Genomic DNA, 17,035 nt, shown 5'->3' with positions numbered 1-17,035 from the left:
CCACAACGCCGGCATGATCCTGTGGAGCAACCATGGACCTGATCCAGACCCTCGAGCAAGAAGAAATTGCTCGCCTGAACAAGACCATCCCCGCTTTCGCCCCTGGCGACACCGTGGTGGTGAACGTGAACGTGGTGGAAGGCACCCGCAAGCGCGTGCAGGCCTACGAAGGCGTCGTGATTGCCAAGCGCAACCGCGGCCTGAACTCCAGCTTCATCGTCCGCAAGATCTCCAGCGGCGAAGGCGTGGAGCGTACCTTCCAGCTGTACAGCCCGCTGATCGCCTCGATCGACGTCAAGCGTCGTGGTGACGTGCGTCGCGCCAAGCTGTACTACCTGCGCCAGCGTTCGGGCAAGTCGGCTCGTATCAAGGAAAAGCTGGCCTGATCGGCTGGTATTTCTGCGGCGGCCCCCGTCGCCTTGCCAAAAGGCCACCCTCGGGTGGCTTTTTTTTCGCCCGGCCTGAGCGTGGCGCGGAGGCTGGCGGTTGTGCACCGGTGGGCGTGTGTGTGGGTGCGTGTGTGCGATGCACCATGAAGAAGGCCCGGACGAGCCGGGCCTTCATGCAAGTGGCGGAGACGGTGAGATTCGAACTCACGGAGGGCTTCCACCCTCGGCGGTTTTCAAGACCGCTGCCTTAAACCACTCGGCCACATCTCCTTGGAGCCGCGGATTATGTCCTATGCGGCCTGAGGGTGGTGTGGCGGTGCAGGTCTTCAGGCCAGCACGGCCTGGTTCCGGCCCGCATGCTTGGCGCGGTAGAGGGCGTTGTCGGCCTGGCGCAGCAGGGCATCGAGCTGGAAGGCAGGGGCTGGCACTCCGCCGTCTTGTCCCGGGTGGCAGGCCATGCCCACCGACAGGGTGCATTGCAGCCGGCGCCCGTCGGGCAGCCGCACCGCGCTGCGGCGCGCCTGCTGCACCAAGCGTTCGCCAAAGCCCAGGGCTTCGGTGGTGCCGCAGTGCCGCAGCAGCACGCAGAACTCCTCGCCGCCGTAGCGCCCCACCAGGTCCTGGCCGCGCACGCCGCCGGCGATCAACCGTGCCATGTGGGCCAGCGCCAGATCGCCGTTGGCATGTCCATGTTCGTCGTTGACCTGCTTGAAATGGTCCAGGTCGATCATGGCCACTGCGCAGGGACGGGTGGGGTCGAGCTGTTCCGCCGCCTCGAAGAAGGCGGTGCGCGTCAGCACACCGGTCAGGCCGTCGCGCCGGGCGTGCTCCAGCACCTCGCGGCGGCGCAACTCGTGGGCCATGCTGAAGAAGCTGATCGAGGCGCCGGCGATGAACAGGCCGCCGGCCACGAGCGAGCCCAGGTGGGCCGGGCCATCGCTGGTGCGGGTGATGTTGATGGGCGGCAGTTCCCCTAGCAGCGCCATGGCCGCCCGCCAGGTGAAGCTGATGAAGCAGGCCAGCGCCACGAGGGCAGCGAACGGCGCACCGGGCAGGGTGCGGGCCACCGGGTGGGAGGTCATGATGCGGCCGTACAACAGGGCCATGGCCGCTAGGCTGCTGGACATGGTGATGGCGGCCAGGTTGGCGTCCCATTGCAGGGCTGCAGACACCGCCACGCCGCCGAAGCCCCATACGCCCGTGGCCATCAGCGCCCGGCGTGGTGGCGGCGCCTGCACCAGCTGGTACTGGGCCCGCAACAGCAAGGATGGGATCAGGATGGCGGCGGCATTGCCGCCGATGAAGCTCAGGTACCAATCGATGTGGCCGCGCAGGTAGTAGAGCAGGAAGGCGACGCCCGTGGCCACCATGGCACCGGCCCACAGGCGCAGGCTGTCCCGCTGGGCCGGCATGGCCCGGGCGGCGCTCAGCGCGAAGGCGGCCATGACAAAGCCCATCAGCGCCGTGGCGAAGAGCAGTGTGGCCGCGTCCAGCGGCGGACCGGGCAGTCGGCTCATCTCATCTTCCGGGGCCAGGGGCTTGCGCCTGGTTGCAGCGGACCTGGTGCAGGTCCTGGCGTCCGCCGTCCACGCGCACGGCGGTCAGCTGCCCTCCCCAGACGCAGCCGGTGTCCAGTGCCAGCAGCAGGGGGCTGCACCGCAGGCCCAGGGTGGACCAGTGGCCAAAGGCCACGGGCTGGTCCCGCGTGGCCCGCTGCGGGTGGTCAAACCAGGGCGCGAAACCATCGGGGGCCTGCGCGGCCCCGTCCTTGGTGGCGAATTCAAGCGTGCCATCCGCGGCACAGAAACGCAGCCGGGTCAGGGCATTGACGATGAAACGCCAACGGGACACCCCGCTGAGCCGCGGATCCCAGCGTGCCGGCTCGTTGCCGTACATGGCATGCAGAAAGTGCGGCAGCCCCGGCCCGCGCAACACGGTCTGCACCTCGGCTGCCAGGCTCAGGGTGATGTCGCGGTCCCACTGCGGCACCACGCCGGCGTGGACCGTGAGCCAGCCGCAGGCCACATCGGCCAGCGGCCGCTGGCGCAGCCACTCCAGCCACGCCTCACGGTCGGGCGCTTCCAGGATGGCGGCGCAGGTGTCCTGGCGGTGGGCTGGGCGTACCCCGTGGGCTACCGCCAGCAGGTGCAGGTCGTGGTTGCCCAGCAGGCAGGTGGCGCTGGCGCCCAGGTCGCGCAGGCGCCGCAGGGTGCCCAGGGAATCGGGGCCGCGGTTGACCAGATCGCCCAGCACGTGCAGGTGATCGCGCGAGGGTGAGAAGCCGATGTCGGCCAGCAGCCGCTCCAGGGCATCGCAGCAGCCCTGGACGTCGCCCATGAGGTAATGCATCACCTGATTCTGCTACGCTCGCCCCCCAAATCTTTCCCTTCACACGCCCAGCGGGCCGGACAACCGGGCCTGCCGTCCATGGACATAGCGCTTCTCATCTTTCTGATCCTCCTCAACGGCATCTTTGCCATGTCCGAGATGGCCCTGTCGGCCAGCCGCAAGGCGCGGCTGCAGGTGATGGTGGAGGCGGGAGACGGGGGGGCCCGGGCGGCGATAGAACTGCACGACAACCCCACGCGCTTTCTCTCGACAGTGCAGATCGGCATCACGTCCATCGGGGTGCTCAACGGCATCGTGGGCGATGCAGCCTTTTCCGGACCGCTTTCGACCTGGTTCCAGGCCCACCTGCCTGTCTCGCCTGGGGCGTCTGAAATCGCGGCGACCGCGGTGGTGGTGGTCATCATCACGATCTTGTCGATCATTTTTGGTGAGCTGGTGCCCAAACGTCTGGGCCAGATGTACCCCGAAAGTGTTGCCGCGCTGGTGGCCCGCCCGATGCAGTGGCTGTCCGTGGCCACCCGGCCCCTGGTGGCGCTGCTGGCCACCTGCACCGACGCCATGCTGCGTCTTCTGGGCATTCGCGGCGGACCGGCCCGCAGCGTGACCGAGGAGGAGATCGCCGCAAGCCTGGAGGAAGGCTTGGATGCTGGCGTCATCGAGGCCACGGAACACCAGATGGTGCGCAACGTGTTCCGGCTGGACGACCGCCAGATCGGCTCGATGATGCTGCCGCGGGCCGAGATCCATTGGCTGGACGCCAACGCGCCGATTGAGCAGGTGTTGCAGACCATTGCCGAAGAGGAGCACGCGCGCTATCCGGTCTGCCGCGATGGCCTGGATGATGTGATTGGCGTGGTGGCCTCGCACAGCCTGATCAAGCCCATGGCCGATGGCCAACTGCACCGCCTGACCGACCACCTGGATCCGCCGGTGTTCGTGCCCGAGACCCTCTCGGGCATGGAGTTGCTGGAGCATTTCCGCACCTCGGGTGCTGAGCTGGTCTTTGTCGTCGACGAGTACGGCGCGGTGCAAGGCATGATCACCGTGCGCGACGTGCTGGAAGCCATCGCCGGGGAGTTTGGCGAGGAGGGTGGTGCGGACGCCTGGGCGGTGCAGCGCCAGGACGGCAGCTGGCTGATCGACGGCCTGATCCCGGTGCCCGAGCTCAAGGACCGGCTGCAGGTCAAGGAACTGCCCGAGGAGGACCGCGGGCGCTACAACACCCTGGCGGGCATGATCATGCTGTTGCTGGGCCGGCTGCCGCACACCACCGACGTGGTGCACTGGAGTGGCTGGCGCTTCGAGGTGGTGGACCTCGATGGCAAGCGGGTGGACAAGGTGCTGGCCACGCGCACCGCTGACGATGGAGAAACCGAGTGATCAATGCCGAACTGCACAAGCAGCCGGTGGCGCTGGACCGTGAGCAGCACCGCAAGCTGCGGCTGCGTCAGGATGTGAACCACCTGGCTGCGGCCCAGACGTTCAATGCCTTCTTCCTCACGGCCGCCGAGTTTGGCGACGCCTGCAAGGAATACCCCATCCTGTTCCTGCCTGCTGGCAAGGACGGTGACGGCAAGACGCTGGTGGCGCCAGTGGCGGTGTTTGGCCTGGCGCAGGGCGAAAACCTGTTCCTGCAGGCCGATGGCCGCTGGGATGCCCACTACGTGCCCGCCATCCTGCGCGCTTATCCCTTCACCATGGCCCGGGTGGCCGACGACCGCTACGTGGTTTGCTTTGACGCCGCTTCACCCGGGGTCTCCGAGACCGAGGGCACACCTCTCTTTCAGGAGAACGGGGAGGGCTCGACCCTGCTGCAGGACGTGAGCAAGTTTGTCGAGCAGGTGGAGGTGGAGGTGGAGCGTACCCGGCTCATCGGCAAGCGCCTGATGGAGCTGAACCTGCTCAAGCCCAAGCGCTTTGATGCCAAGCTCAGCGATGGCACGCCGGTGCAGGTCGATGGCTTCCTGGCCGCCGACGAGGAAACGCTGAATGCGTTGCCCGATGCCGACCTGCTGGACCTGCAGCGCAATGGCCTGCTGATGCTGCTGCATGCCCACCAGTTCTCCATGGGCAACATGCGCAGACTGATCGATCGCCGCCTGGCCCGTCTGCAAACCCCGGGCTGAGTCCTGCCCCGCCACCGGCGGTGACCTGCCGCCCGGTGCCCACGCCTCAGGCCTGGACGGCTTCTGCCGCGCGCCAGCCCAATTGGGCGGACAACTGGCCCGCGGCTTGGCGCAGGGCCTGCGCCAGGGGTCCCCGGGCATCCAGGTTCACCAGGGCCGACGGCCCGATGGCCGTCAGGCTCAGCACCAGCCGGCCGCTGCCATCGCGCACCGGCGCGGCCATGGCCCGCACACCGGGCACCGCGCTGCCGTCCACCCAGGCCAGGTCCTGGGTGCGGATCGTCGACAGCGTTTGGCTGAAGGCCTCGTCCCACACTTCCTCCGCCGGCCAGGCCGCGCGCACCTCCGCCTGCGGCAGGCAGGCCGCGAACAGCTGGCCGGAGGCTGTGCCCTTGAGGCTCATCACCGTGCCATGGCGCATGCTCACGTGCACGGGGCTGGGGGCCTCGGCGATGCGCACCAGCGTGGGCCCGCGGTTGCCCCACACCGCAATGGCCAGCGTCAGCCCGGTGCTCAGCGCCAACTCTTCGATGACCGGCGTAGCCAGGCGCACCGGATCGAACTGCTGCAGGCTGATCAAGCCCAGCTGCAAGGCCAGCGGGCCCAGACCGTAGCGGCCACTGCCCGATTCCTGTGCCACCAGCCCGATCTTCTGGAAGCTGACCAGGTAGGGATGCGCCTTGGCCGGCGGCATGCCGGCCTCGCGGGCCAGGTCCTTCAAGGCCAGCGGGCGGCCGTGGTGCGCCAGGGCCAGCAGCAGTTGCCCACCCACCTCGATGCTCTGGATGCCGCGCGGGCCGCGCGCCTCGCCGGCCGAGGCGTCGGTGGCCTCGGTGTCTGGGATAGTCATGACAGGGTTTCTACTAAAGCAAATCAGTTAGACATGGGCAAACGGACTGACTAAGATCAAACCTGAGATTCGTTGATAACGAATTTGTTCGTTCTATCAGAACTTGGCTGTTCGGGCATCGGGTCCGAACCGCATGGCAGGCCGCCAAGCCGGCCGATGATCCGGAGCCTCACGATGACCAAGACCTTCGCCTCCCACGCCGACCTAGAAGAAAAGCGCGTGAGTTTCACCCAGCTCTCGGCCCACGCCTGGGCCTATACCGCTGAGGGCGACCCCAACACCGGCGTCATCATCGGTGAGGACGCGGTGATGGTGATCGACACCCAGGCCACGCCGGTGATGGCCGCCGACGTGATCCGCCGCATCCGCGAGGTGACCGACAAACCCATCAAGTACGTGGTGCTGAGCCATTACCACGCCGTGCGCGTGCTGGGGGCCAGCGCCTACATGGCCGAGGGCGGCGAGCAGATCATCGCCAGCCAAGACACCTGGGACCTGATCGTCGAGCGCGGCGAGCAGGACAAGGCCAGCGAAATCGGTCGCTTCCCGCGCCTGTTCCGCAATGTCGAGAGCGTGCCGGCGGGCCTGACCTGGCCCACGCTCACCTTCACCGGCAAGATGACCCTGTGGCTGGGCGGACTGGAAGTGCAGCTGCTGCAGCTCGGCCGTGGCCACACCAAGGGTGATACCGTGGTCTGGTTGCCCCAGGAGAAGGTGCTGTTCTCGGGCGACTTGGTGGAGTTTGACGCCACCCCCTATGCCGGCGACGCCTATTTCCAGGACTGGCCGCAGACGCTCAGCAACCTGGCCGCCCTGCAGCCAGTCGCCCTGGTGCCGGGCCGTGGCGCTGCCCTGACCACGCCCGAACAGGTCCAGGCCGGCTTGGACGGCACGCGCGCCTTTGTCTCGGAGCTGTTCGCCAGCGTCAAGGCCGGCGCCGCCCAGGGCAAGGCGCTGCGCGCGGTGTACGAAGAGACATTCGCCCGTCTGCAACCCAAGTACGGCCAGTGGGTGATCTTCAACCACTGCATGCCCTTTGACGTGACCCGCGCCTACGACGAGGCCACGCAGTACCCCGATCCGCGCATTTGGACGGCCCAGCGCGACATCGACATGTGGAAGGCCCTGGAAGGCTGAACCCGGAGGTGCGCACATGCTCTCAACCTACACCTACCCTGAATTCGCATTTGTGCGGCCGCCTGAGCTGGACGGCGTCCCCTCGCACCGCCGTCCCGTGGTGGTGGTGGGCGCCGGCCCCGTGGGCCTGAGCGCGGCCATTGAGCTGGCGCAGCTCGGCTTGCCGGTGCTGATGCTGGACGATGACAAGACCGTCAGCGTCGGCTCGCGCGGCCTGTGCTACGCCAAGCGCGCCCTGGAAGTGCTGGACCGCCAAGGTGCCGGCCAGCCGGTGGTGGACAAGGGCGTCACTTGGAACGTCGGTCGCACCTTCTTTGACACCGAGGAGGTCTTCCACTTCAACCTGCTGCCCGAGGCGGGCCACGAGCGCCCCGGCATGGTCAACCTGCAGCAGTACCACCTGGAGGAAATCCTGCTCAAGCGGGTGGCCGAGTTGCCCGGCATCGAGCTGCGCTGGCTGAGCAAAGTCACCCAGGTGGAGCCGCATGGCCAGGGCGCGAGCCTGTGCGTCAGCACGCCTGAGGGCGACTACACCGTGGACACCGACTGGCTGGTGGTGGCCGATGGCGCCCGCAGCCCCATCCGCCGCCTGTTGGGCCTGGAGATCGAGGGCAAGGTGTTCCAAGACCGCTTCTTGATCGCCGACGTGGTGATGAAAGCCGACTTTCCTGCCGAGCGCTGGTTCTGGTTTGATCCACCTTTCCACCGTGGGCAGAGCGTGTTGCTGCACCGTGAGGCGGACAACGTCTGGCGCATTGACTTCCAACTCGGCTGGGAGGCCGACCCTGAGGAAGAAAAGAAGCCCGAGCGGGTGATCCCCCGCATTCAAGCCATGCTGGGGCCGGAGCACGCCTTCGCGCTGGAGTGGGTGAGCGTGTACACCTTCCAGTGCCGTCGCATGCAGCGCTTCCGCCATGGGCGGGTGCTGTTTGCCGGTGATGCGGCGCACCAGGTCTCGCCGTTCGGCGCTCGGGGTGCCAACTCTGGCCTGCAGGATGTGGACAACCTGGGCTGGAAGCTCAAGCTGGTGATCGACGGGGTGGCGCCTGAGGCCCTGCTCGACAGCTACAGCGACGAGCGCTGCGTGGCGGCGGACGAGAACATCCTCAACTCCACCCGCTCCACCGACTTCATCACCCCCAAGAGCGCCACCTCCAGGCTGTTTCGCAACGCCGTGTTGGGCTTGGCCCGTGAGCACGCCTTTGCCCGGGCGCTGGTCAACTCGGGCCGGCTCTCGGTGGCCACCCACCTGAGCGGCTCGGCGCTGAACACCCCGGACGCCGAGCCCTTTGAAGGCTGGATGGCCCCGGGCGCCCCGATGGACGATGCGCCGGTGGACCTGCCTGGTGGTGCGGGCTGGCTGCTGCGGCAGGTGACGGCTGGGGCCGATGCGCACTTCACGCTGATGGTCTTTGGCGAGGGGGCGCTGCCGGTACTGCCCACCACCCCGGTGCCGGTGAAACTGCTGCGGGTGTTGCCGGCCGGCAGTGCGCCGCGCGACGGCGCCGTGGTGGACCGCGAGGGCCTGATCGCCCGTCGCTACGACGGCCGCCCCGGCACCGCCTACTTGTTGCGCCCGGACCAGCATGTGGCCGCCCGTTGGCGCCACCTGGAGCCCGCCCCGTTGCAGGCCGCGCTGCGCCGCAGCCTGTGCCTGCACTGACCCGACCCCGGAGCACCGCCATGACCGCCACTTCCGAGGCCCCGCTGCAGCACCTGAACACCCAGCCGCACTTCGGCATCCCCGGACAGCGCTTCCTGCGCGCCTACACGCCGGGCGATGACTTCTACGAAGCCCTGATCCAGACCCACCAAGGCCTGAGCGACGAGCAGAGCCAGCTCGTCAACGCCCGTCTGGTGCTGCTGCTGGCCAACCATGTCGGCGACCTGCGCGTGCTGCGCGAGGCGCTGTCTGCCGCCGCCCAAGGCGTCTGAACCCGTCAGGAGATCCCCATGCAGATCGACCGCATCCACCACGTGGCCTACCGCTGCAACGACGCCAAGGAAACCGTCGAGTGGTATCAGCGCATGCTGAAGATGGACTTCGTGCTGGCCATCGCCGAGGACCTGGTGCCCAGCACCAAGGAGCCTGACCCCTACATGCACATCTTTCTGGACGCCGGCGGCGGCAATGTGCTGGCCTTCTTCGAGCTGCCCACCAAGCCGCCGATGGGGCGTGACCCCAACACCCCCGCCTGGGTGCAGCACATCGCCTTTCGGGTGAAGGACCGCGAAACCCTGCTGGCCTACAAGACGCACCTGCAAGACGAGGGGTTGGAGGTCATCGGGCCCACCGACCACGGCGCGTTCCACTCCATTTACTTCTTTGACCCGAACGGCCACCGCCTGGAGCTGGCCTGCCCGGACCCGGAGGAGGCCGAGATGATCCGCCGCATGGACGCCGTGAAGTGGCAGATGCTGGCGGACTGGACCGCCACCAAGCGCGCCCCCAAGCACGCCGCTTTTCTGCATGAACGTGAGTTCAAGCCCGCCCCGGAGGCCCTGAAGTGAGCGCCATGCTGGATTTCACCCACGACCCCGCCCGCCAGAGCTGGGTGGACTCGGCCCAGGCGCCGGGCACCGACTTTCCTCTGCAGAACCTGCCGTTCGGGCGCTTTCGCCGGGCTGGTAGCGGCCAGGCGCTGCGTATGGGCGTGGCCATCGGCGACCAGATCCTCGACCTGGCCGCCGCCCGGGTCGCCGGTGGCTGGACCGAGGCCGAGGCCGCTTGGCTGCAGCCCCTGGCCCGGGGCGACCTCAACGCCTTCATGGCCCAGGGTCCGGTGGCCCGCCGTGGCCTGCGCCACGCCCTGAGCCGCGCCCTGGAAGCCGGCAGCCCCGCACAGGCGCGGCTGGCCGCCTGCCTGCTGCCGCAGGACCAGGCCGAGATGGCCGTGCCGTGCCACATCGGCGACTACACCGACTTCTACACCGGCATCCACCATGCCACCACGGTGGGCAAGCTCTTCCGCCCGGACAACCCGCTGCTGCCCAACTACAAGTGGGTGCCCATCGGCTACCACGGCCGCTGCTCGTCCATCGGCGTGAGCGGCCAGCAGTTGCGCCGGCCGATCGGGCAGTTCAAAGCGCCCGATGCCGCGGTGCCGAGCTATGGGCCCTGCCAGCGCCTGGACTGGGAGCTGGAGATGGGCGTGTTTGTGGGCCAGGGCAACGCGTTGGGCGAGCCCCTGGGCATGGACCGGGCCGAGGAGGACTGGTTCGGCCTGTGCCTGCTCAACGACTGGTCCGCCCGCGATGTGCAGGCCTGGGAATACCAGCCCCTGGGGCCCTTCCTGTCCAAGAGCTTTGGCTCCACGCTGTCGCCCTGGATCGTCACCCAGGAAGCGCTGGCGCCGTTCCGCCGGCCCTTCACCCGACCCGAGGGCGATCCGCAGCCGCTGCCCTACCTGGACTCAGCTGCCAACCGCGCACACGGCGCGCTGGACATCACGCTGAGCGTGGCCCTGCAGACCGCCGCCATGCGCGAGCAGGGCCTGCCGCCCCAGGTGCTGATGCATAGCAACGCCGGTGACGCCTACTGGACCGTGGCCCAGCTGCTGGCCCACCACAGCAGCAACGGTTGCAACCTGCAGCCGGGGGATCTGCTGGGCAGCGGCACCTTGTCCGGCCCCACGCCGGCGCAGGGGGGCTCACTGCTGGAGCTGACCTTGGGCGGCAAGCAGCCGCTGACCTTGGCCAACGGCGAGCAGCGGTGTTTCCTGCAGGACGGTGACACGGTCGTGCTGCGCGGCCGCTGTGAGGCGCCCGGCGCTGTCGCCATCGGCCTGGGCCCCTGCCTGGGCACGGTGCTGCCGGCGCGCCATGCCGAGTCGGCATAGCAGATATGGTCCGGCACAGGACGTCTGCACGCCACATCACGGGGTTCACCCGATGAGGCCGGGGCAGGGCGGGGGCTAACCTGCCGCCACCACCTGCCCTGGCGGCGCCATGCCCCCATGGCGCAGAACATTCACTGGAGACAAGACACATGCACAAGAACACTTCCCGCCGGGCGGGCTGGCGGCTGCAGGCCGCGGCGCTGGCCGCGGCACTGGCCACCTCCACCGGCGCCCTGGCCCAGGAGGTCACGCTCAAGTTCCACCACATCTGGAACACCCAGGCCATGGCCTCGGTACAGGTCATCCAGCCCTGGTGCGAGAAGATCGCCAAGGACTCGGGCGGCAAGCTCAAGTGCCAGGTGCTGCCGGCCATGTCCGGCGGCGGCACGCCGCCGCAGCTGGTGGACCGCGTCAAGGACGGGGTGGACGACCTCATCATCACCCTGCCGGGCTACACCGCCGGCCGTTTCCCGGCCATGGAGGTGTTCGAGCTGCCCTTCATGACCAACTCCGCGGAGGCGGGCGCCCGCGCGGCCTGGGATTACCTCCAGAAGTACGCGCTCAAGGAGTTTCCGGGCACCAAGGTCCTGGCCACCTGGGTCCACGACGAGGGCTACATCCACACCCGGGACAAGCCGGTCAAGACCCTGGCCGACTTCAAGGGCCTGAAGATGCGTGCGCCCACCCGGCAGACCAACAAGCTGCTGGCGCTGCTGGGGGCCTCGCCGGTGGGCATGCCGCTGCCGGCCATTCCCGACGCCATCAGCAAGGGCACCATCGACGGCTTTGTGCTGCCCTGGGAGCCGCTGCCTTCGCTCAAGCTGCAGGAGATGGTCAAGTACCACGCCGAGACCGACCCCAGCCGGCCGGCGCTCTACAGCGCGGTGTTCGTCTTCGCCATGAACCAGGCCAAGTACGACAGCCTGCCGCCGGAGCTCAAGAAGGTCATTGACGCCAACAGCGGGGCCGATTATTCCCGCCAGGTCGGCAAGGTCTGGGACGGCAGCCAGGGGGCCGCGCGCAAGGCCGCCCAGGACCGTGGCAACACCTTCCACCTGGTGCCAGCGGCCGAGCTGGACCACTGGGTCAAGGCCTCCGCCCCGCTGTACGACAGCTGGGTCGGTGAGGTCACCGGCCGCGGCATGCCCGGCGCCCAGATGCTGCAGGACGCCCGCGACCTGCTGGCCAAGTACCGCACCGCCAAGTAAGCGCGACGTCCCGCTGCCTGCCCACGGGGTCCGCGGCGCCGCCTGGCCCGCCGGCGCCCCTGCTGCGCCGCGCCTGCGCGCCGGCGGGGCGGCGGCCCCTTTCCCTGAGCCCTCAGACGGGCCGGCAGGCCCTGTGGTCGGGCCGGCCCGGGAGCCCTGCCATGCTGCTGATCCTGCAACGCCTGGCCCACCTCTTCGCCTGGCTGGGCGGTGCGGTGGCCTGCGGCGTCGCCCTCATGACGGTCTCCTCCGTCACCCTGCGAGCCGCCATCACCCAGCCCATCCAGGGCGATGTGGAACTCACCCAGCTGGGCATCGCGCTCAGCATTTCCCTCTGTTTGCCTTGGGCGCAGCTTCGCCGCGCCAACATCATCGTGGACTTCTTCACCCAGCGCCTGCCCGACCGGGTCAACCACCTGCTGGACGCCGCCGGCGCCCTGCTGCTGGCCCTGATGTGCGCCCTGCTGGCCTGGCGCACCAGCGTGGGCGCCGTCGGTACCCGTGAGGCGTTCGAAACCACCATGATCCTGGGCCTGCCGATGTGGTGGGCTTATGCCTCCCTGGCGCCCGGCCTGGCCCTGACCGCCCTGGTCGCCGGGGTGCAGGCCCAGCGCCAGCTGCGCGCTGCTGCCGACGGCTCACCCCTGCCGGCCCAAGGAGAGCATTGACCATGGACGCCCTCACCATCGGCCTGCTGATGTTCGTCGGCATGCTCATCCTCATGGCCCTGCGCGTGCCCATCGCCGCGGCCATGTTCGTGCCCGGCGCCCTGGGCTACTGGGCCATGACCCAGGACGCCGCGCTGCTCAACCAGCTCAAGGGCAGCGCGGTGGCCCGGCTCACCGTCTACGACTTGTCGGTGATTCCACTGTTCCTGCTCATGGGCCAATTTGCCACCCAGGGGGGGCTCTCGCGTGCGCTGTTCCAGGCGGCGGCGGCCTTCGTGGGCCACATCCGCGGTGGCCTGGCCATGGCGGCGGTGCTCAGCGCGGCGGCCTTCGGCGCGGTCTGCGGCTCCTCGGTGGCCACCTCGGCCACGATCACGCAGGTGGCCTACCCCGAGATGAAGGCGCACGGTTACCACGGCCGGCTCGCCACGGCCACCCTGGCTTCCGGTGGCACGCTCGGCATCCTGATCCCCCCCTCGGTGCCGCTGGTGGTCTACGCCATCCTGACCGAGCAGAACATCGCCAAGCTCTTTGCCGCGGCCATGGTGCCGGGGCTGCTCGCCATGCTGGGCTACATCGCGGTCATTGCCGTGGTCTGCCGCCTGCAGCCGGAGCTGGCCTCCCCCAGCGCCCCCACGCCCTGGCCGCAGCGCTGGCAGGCCCTGCTGGGCATCTGGCCCATCGTGGTGGTCTTCGTGGTGGTCTTCGGCGGCATCTACGGCGGCCTGTTCTCGCCCACTGAAGGGGCGGCCGTGGGCGCCGTCGGTACCTTCCTGGCGGCGCTCCTGCGCCGCGAGCTCGACTGGGCCGGCATCCGGCGCAGCTTCATGGGCACCGCCGAAACCTCGGCCATGGTGTTCATGATCTTCCTGGGTGCCGACATGATGAACGCCTCGCTGGCGCTCACCCAGATGCCCAAGCTGCTGGCCGACTGGATGGTGCATCTGCCTGTCGCGCCGCTGGCCATCATCGCCGCCATCATGGTGCTTTATGTGGTGCTGGGCTGCGTCATGGACGAGCTCTCCATGATGCTGCTGACCATTCCTGTGCTCTTTCCGGCGGTCATGGGGTTGGACCTCTGGGGCCTGAACCCCGAGATGAAGGCCATCTGGTTCGGCATCCTGGTGCTGATGACCGTGGGCATCGGCATGACCGCGCCGCCGGTGGGCCTGAACGTCTATGTGGTCAACAGCGTGGCCAAGGAGGTGCCCATGGCGGAGACCTACAAGGGCGTGATGCCCTTCTTGCTCACCGATGTGGCGCGCACGGTGGCCATGCTGTTCTTCCCCAGCCTGTGCCTGGGGCTGATCACGCTCTTCTTCTGACCCCCCGCCGGATCGGCGCGGCTCAGGGCTTGCGCACGTCGGCCACCGGCTCGGCGCCGTAGTCGGGCCGGTCCAGCCAGGCCAGCAGCTTGCGAGCCGTGTCCTCGGCGCTGGCCAGCTGACCGTCCTGGTGCAGGCGGGCAAAGCCGCTTTGGTCGGCGAAGGCCCGCGGGTCGGCGCTGCGCAGCTGCACCTGCATGTCGGTGTCGATCACCCCCGGCGCGATGGAGACGATGCGCGCGCCGTTGGGGTGCGCGGCCTCCTCCAGCGCCACCGCCCGGCTGAAATGGTCCATGCCCGCCTTGGCGGCGCAGTACGAGGCGCTGCCGGCCATGGCCCGCCGGCCCAGGCCGGAGGAGATGTTCATCACCTTGCGCGGCACCAGCCAGTCCACGGTGCCCCGCAGGAACACCCCGGTCAGCACCATGGCCGCCTCCAGGCCCACCCGCAGGGCCCGAGCGGTGTCGGCGGGCTCGAGGGCGGCCAGGTCGCGCAGCGGTGCGATCACCCCGGCGTTGTTGATCAGCGTGGCGCTGGAGAACCGTGCGGCGCCGGCCGACTGCAGCCAGTCCAGCATCGGCCAGGCGGCCTGTTCCGGCTCGGCCAGGTCATGGGTCCACTGGTACAGCTCGCCGCCGTAGCGTTCGGCCAGCGCCGGCAGCCCGGGGTGGGGCTGGCGCGAGATGCCCAGCACCACATGGCCCTTGCGCAGGCACTGCGCCGCCAGCGCGGCGCCCAGGCCGCGGGAATGTCCGGTCAGGAGGGTCAGGGGTTTGCTCATGGCGCCCAAGCCTACGCGTTCCCGGCCCCGTTGGACAATGCCGGTATGACCGATGTCTCTGAGGATTCGACCCCCGCCCCGGCCTGGCCGGCCGTCCGGCTGCCCTGGTGGCAGCGGCCGTCGGTGCTGGCCCTGGGCTTCACCGTTCTGCTGCTGGGCGGCGCCCTGGCCTGGCCCCTGCTGCGGATGTCCTGGGCCCCACCGGCAGCGCCTGCGACAGAGCAGGGCCTGCCCTGGCAGATCCGGCCCGGCCCGCAGGGGCAGACCAGCGAGGTCTTCGGCTTGACGCTGGGGCAGGTGGACCTGGGCGGGCTGCAGCAACGCTGGGGCGACGACCTCAAGCTCGGCCTGATCACCCCGGTGCCCGCCCAGCCCGGGCAGCCGCCGGCGCTGGAAGCCTATGTCGAGCAGTTCCGTGCCGGCTTCATCACCGGCAAGCTGGTGGTGGCGCTGGAGGCGCCGGCCGACTGGCGCCACGCCGCGCTGGACCGGGTGGCTGGTAGCGAGGTGGGGGACGGTGGCCGGACCCGTCGCCACACCTTGTCGGCCGACGACCTGCTGCAGGCCCGGCGCTGGCCGGTGGCGGGCCTGAGCTTCGTGCCCTCGGCCCGGCTCGATGGTGAGGTGGTGGCCCAGCGTTTTGGTCCCCCCGAGGAGAAGCTGCAGGGCCCGGGGGGGGAATGGCAGTGGCTCTATCCCCGCCTGGGCCTGGTGGTGGTGCTGCCGCCGGCAGAAGGGGAGGGCGCCCGGGCCAAGGCGGTGCTGCAGTACGTCACCCCCCAGGACTTTGAGCTGCGCGTGCGCACCCCGCTGCAGGCGGCCCTGGCCGCCTCGGCGGCCGGACGCTGAGCCTGCACCTCTGCCGGCCCGCGCCCTGGGGGGGGTGGGCGACATTGTGTTACATGTGATGTCGCGGCCTCTACACTCCCGGGATGAATCGGCCTGAAGTGCGCTCCTCCCCTGACCTCCACCGCCGCGCCCCGCTGCGTGAGGTGCCGGTGCTGGATGCGCGCCACCACCAGCGGGTGCAGCGCATCCTGTGGGTGGCCATCGTGCTGGTGGGCGGCTACGGCCTGCTGTTCGGGCTGTTCTTTGCCTGGCGCGGCCTGCTGGCGCCCCTGGTGCTGGACGGCGTCAGCCTGGGCACCGCCGTGTGGGCCGGGCTGCTGATGCGCCAGCGCCGGCCCCGGCTGGCCGCCCGCCTGCTGGTGGGCGTGATGACGGTGGTGCTCACCTTGAATGCCGCCTTTCTGGATGTGCCCACGGTCAGCCTGCCGCGCTCATCACACCACTTTTTGCTGGCGCTGGGCGTGGTGGCGGCCCTGGTGCTGCGCGATGAGCCCAGCCTGCTGCGTCACGGCGCGCCCGCCCTGTGCCTGACCGCCTTTGGCATGCTGGCGGTGCTGCCCACCCCGGTTGATGCCCTGGCCTTCTCCGTCTGGGCGGTGCCGCCGGATGTGCGCCGCGTCGGCATCTGGGTCAACGTCAGCCTGGCGCTGTTCACCATCTGGCTGGTGCTGCGCCTGCTGCTGCAGGACGTGCGTGAGCGCAACGCGCTGGAGCGCGAACTGCTGCAGGCGCTGGTCAATGACGAGCTGCGCATGCATCTGCAGCCCCAGGTCGACGACCGGGGTTGCATCACCGGCGCCGAGGCCCTGGTGCGCTGGGCCCATCCGCAGCGCGGCCTGGTCATGCCGGCGGACTTTGTGCCGGTGGCCGAGCGCAGCGGCCTGGCCGAGGCCCTGGGCGAGCGGGTGCGGCACGAGGCCTGCCAACTGCTGGGCCAGTGGGCCCGCGATCCGCAGCTCGCCGGCCTGACGCTGGCGGTCAACGTCAGCGCTGCCGAGCTGGCCCGCGAAGACTTCTGTCCGGGGTTGGAGCGCCTGCTCGCGCGTTGGCAGGTGCCTGCCGGTCGGCTCAAGCTGGAACTGACCGAGAGCGTGCTGGCCGGCGACCTGGAGCGTGTGGCGGCGCAGATGGCCCGGCTGCAGGCCCTGGGCGTGGGCCTGGCGCTGGACGACTTTGGCACCGGCTTTTCCTCGCTCAACTACCTGCGCCGCCTGCCGCTGGAGCAGCTCAAGCTCGACCAGGTCTTCGTGCGGCAGCTGGCGCAGTCGCCGCAGGACGTGGCCATTGCCCGGGCGGTGATCGGCCTGGGCCAGAGCCTGTCGCTGACGGTGGTGGCCGAAGGGGTGGAGACGGCGGCCCAGCGGCAGCTGCTGGCCGAGCTGGGTTGCCGCTGCTTTCAGGGCCACCTGTTCAGCCCGGCACTGGCGGTGGACGCCTTCGAGGCCCTGGTGCGCACGGCGCCGCGCGGGGGGCTGGCCGCGGCCTGAACCGGCACGCTGAGGCCGGTGTCCGGC

At 69.3% G+C, this 17,035-nt stretch carries 17 protein-coding genes and 1 tRNA gene; 13 read left to right on the top strand and 5 right to left on the bottom strand.

Annotated features, from left to right (window positions below; translation table 11 throughout):
- Nucleotides 1-32 precede the first annotated feature (32 nt).
- Nucleotides 33-386 (top strand): 50S ribosomal protein L19, encoded by a 354-nt coding sequence (gene rplS, locus G3A44_RS10920; RefSeq protein ID WP_163457554.1) that lies wholly within the window; start codon nucleotides 33-35, stop codon nucleotides 384-386.
- Nucleotides 387-569: 183 nt separating this feature from the next.
- On the opposite strand, the gene G3A44_RS10915 is transcribed toward rplS, so the two are convergent.
- The 3 genes from G3A44_RS10915 to G3A44_RS10905 form a co-directional block, all read right to left on the bottom strand.
- Nucleotides 570-659, bottom strand: a tRNA-Ser gene (locus G3A44_RS10915).
- Nucleotides 660-715: 56 nt separating this feature from the next.
- Nucleotides 716-1,906, bottom strand: coding sequence for a GGDEF domain-containing protein (locus tag G3A44_RS10910; protein ID WP_163457553.1), 1,191 nt, complete (start codon nucleotides 1,904-1,906; stop codon nucleotides 716-718).
- A gap of 1 nt (nucleotide 1,907) precedes the next feature.
- The gene (locus tag G3A44_RS10905) at nucleotides 1,908-2,738 is read right to left on the bottom strand and encodes a symmetrical bis(5'-nucleosyl)-tetraphosphatase (RefSeq protein WP_203561368.1); all 831 of its coding nucleotides are present in this window, start codon (nucleotides 2,736-2,738) and stop codon (nucleotides 1,908-1,910) included.
- 78 nt (nucleotides 2,739-2,816) lie between these two features.
- On the opposite strand from G3A44_RS10905, the gene G3A44_RS10900 reads away from it, so the two are divergent.
- Complete coding sequence (locus tag G3A44_RS10900) at nucleotides 2,817-4,118, top strand: hemolysin family protein (RefSeq protein ID WP_163457551.1); 1,302 nt, start codon at nucleotides 2,817-2,819, stop codon at nucleotides 4,116-4,118.
- Nucleotides 4,115-4,864, top strand: a complete 750-nt coding sequence (locus tag G3A44_RS10895) for a SapC family protein (RefSeq protein WP_163457550.1) — start codon at nucleotides 4,115-4,117, stop codon at nucleotides 4,862-4,864. The genes G3A44_RS10900 and G3A44_RS10895 overlap by 4 nt, the downstream gene beginning before the upstream one ends.
- Nucleotides 4,865-4,910: 46 nt before the next feature.
- Here G3A44_RS10895 and G3A44_RS10890 read toward each other — a convergent pair whose 3' ends face one another.
- Nucleotides 4,911-5,714, bottom strand: a complete 804-nt coding sequence (locus G3A44_RS10890) for an IclR family transcriptional regulator (protein WP_163457549.1) — start codon at nucleotides 5,712-5,714, stop codon at nucleotides 4,911-4,913.
- 174 nt (nucleotides 5,715-5,888) lie between these two features.
- Here G3A44_RS10890 and G3A44_RS10885 point away from each other — a divergent pair, with 174 nt between their 5' ends.
- The 8 genes from G3A44_RS10885 to G3A44_RS10850 all read left to right on the top strand — a co-directional run bounded on the left by G3A44_RS10885 (nucleotide 5,889) and on the right by G3A44_RS10850 (nucleotide 13,891).
- A complete protein-coding gene (locus G3A44_RS10885) occupies nucleotides 5,889-6,851 on the top strand; it encodes an MBL fold metallo-hydrolase (RefSeq protein WP_203561367.1) in 963 nt (320 codons plus the stop codon).
- 16 nt (nucleotides 6,852-6,867) lie between these two features.
- Nucleotides 6,868-8,514 carry an FAD-dependent oxidoreductase gene (locus tag G3A44_RS10880; RefSeq protein WP_163457547.1) on the top strand — a complete coding sequence of 549 codons (1,647 nt, stop codon included), beginning with the start codon at nucleotides 6,868-6,870 and terminating at the stop codon, nucleotides 8,512-8,514.
- 20 nt (nucleotides 8,515-8,534) lie between these two features.
- Nucleotides 8,535-8,786, top strand: a complete 252-nt coding sequence (locus G3A44_RS10875; protein WP_163457546.1) for a DUF2783 domain-containing protein — start codon at nucleotides 8,535-8,537, stop codon at nucleotides 8,784-8,786.
- A gap of 18 nt (nucleotides 8,787-8,804) precedes the next feature.
- Nucleotides 8,805-9,362, top strand: a complete 558-nt coding sequence (locus tag G3A44_RS10870; RefSeq protein ID WP_163457545.1) for a VOC family protein — start codon at nucleotides 8,805-8,807, stop codon at nucleotides 9,360-9,362.
- Nucleotides 9,363-9,367: 5 nt separating this feature from the next.
- On the top strand, nucleotides 9,368-10,690 hold the full coding sequence (fahA, locus tag G3A44_RS10865; RefSeq protein WP_163457544.1) for a fumarylacetoacetase: 1,323 nt from the start codon (nucleotides 9,368-9,370) through the stop codon (nucleotides 10,688-10,690).
- 149 nt (nucleotides 10,691-10,839) lie between these two features.
- The gene (locus G3A44_RS10860; protein WP_163457543.1) at nucleotides 10,840-11,898 is read left to right on the top strand and encodes a TRAP transporter substrate-binding protein; all 1,059 of its coding nucleotides are present in this window, start codon (nucleotides 10,840-10,842) and stop codon (nucleotides 11,896-11,898) included.
- A gap of 161 nt (nucleotides 11,899-12,059) precedes the next feature.
- Complete coding sequence (locus G3A44_RS10855; RefSeq protein WP_163457542.1) at nucleotides 12,060-12,566, top strand: TRAP transporter small permease; 507 nt, start codon at nucleotides 12,060-12,062, stop codon at nucleotides 12,564-12,566.
- A gap of 2 nt (nucleotides 12,567-12,568) precedes the next feature.
- A complete protein-coding gene (locus tag G3A44_RS10850; protein ID WP_163457541.1) occupies nucleotides 12,569-13,891 on the top strand; it encodes a TRAP transporter large permease in 1,323 nt (440 codons plus the stop codon).
- Between the two features lie 22 nt (nucleotides 13,892-13,913).
- Here G3A44_RS10850 and G3A44_RS10845 read toward each other — a convergent pair whose 3' ends face one another.
- Nucleotides 13,914-14,672 carry an SDR family NAD(P)-dependent oxidoreductase gene (locus G3A44_RS10845; protein ID WP_163457540.1) on the bottom strand — a complete coding sequence of 253 codons (759 nt, stop codon included), beginning with the start codon at nucleotides 14,670-14,672 and terminating at the stop codon, nucleotides 13,914-13,916.
- Nucleotides 14,673-14,717: 45 nt separating this feature from the next.
- Between G3A44_RS10845 and G3A44_RS10840 the strand changes: the two genes are divergently transcribed.
- Together G3A44_RS10840 and G3A44_RS10835 are read left to right on the top strand one after the other, a co-directional pair.
- Complete coding sequence (locus tag G3A44_RS10840) at nucleotides 14,718-15,521, top strand: hypothetical protein (RefSeq protein ID WP_163457539.1); 804 nt, start codon at nucleotides 14,718-14,720, stop codon at nucleotides 15,519-15,521.
- Between the two features lie 83 nt (nucleotides 15,522-15,604).
- On the top strand, nucleotides 15,605-17,008 hold the full coding sequence (locus G3A44_RS10835; protein WP_163457538.1) for a putative bifunctional diguanylate cyclase/phosphodiesterase: 1,404 nt from the start codon (nucleotides 15,605-15,607) through the stop codon (nucleotides 17,006-17,008).
- Nucleotides 17,009-17,035: the final 27 nt, after the last annotated feature.

The sequence above is a fragment of the Ideonella livida genome, assembly GCF_010499455.1.
GTDB lineage: Bacteria > Pseudomonadota > Gammaproteobacteria > Burkholderiales > Burkholderiaceae_C > Ideonella > Ideonella livida.
This window is presented reverse-complemented; position numbering and strand designations above follow the sequence as displayed.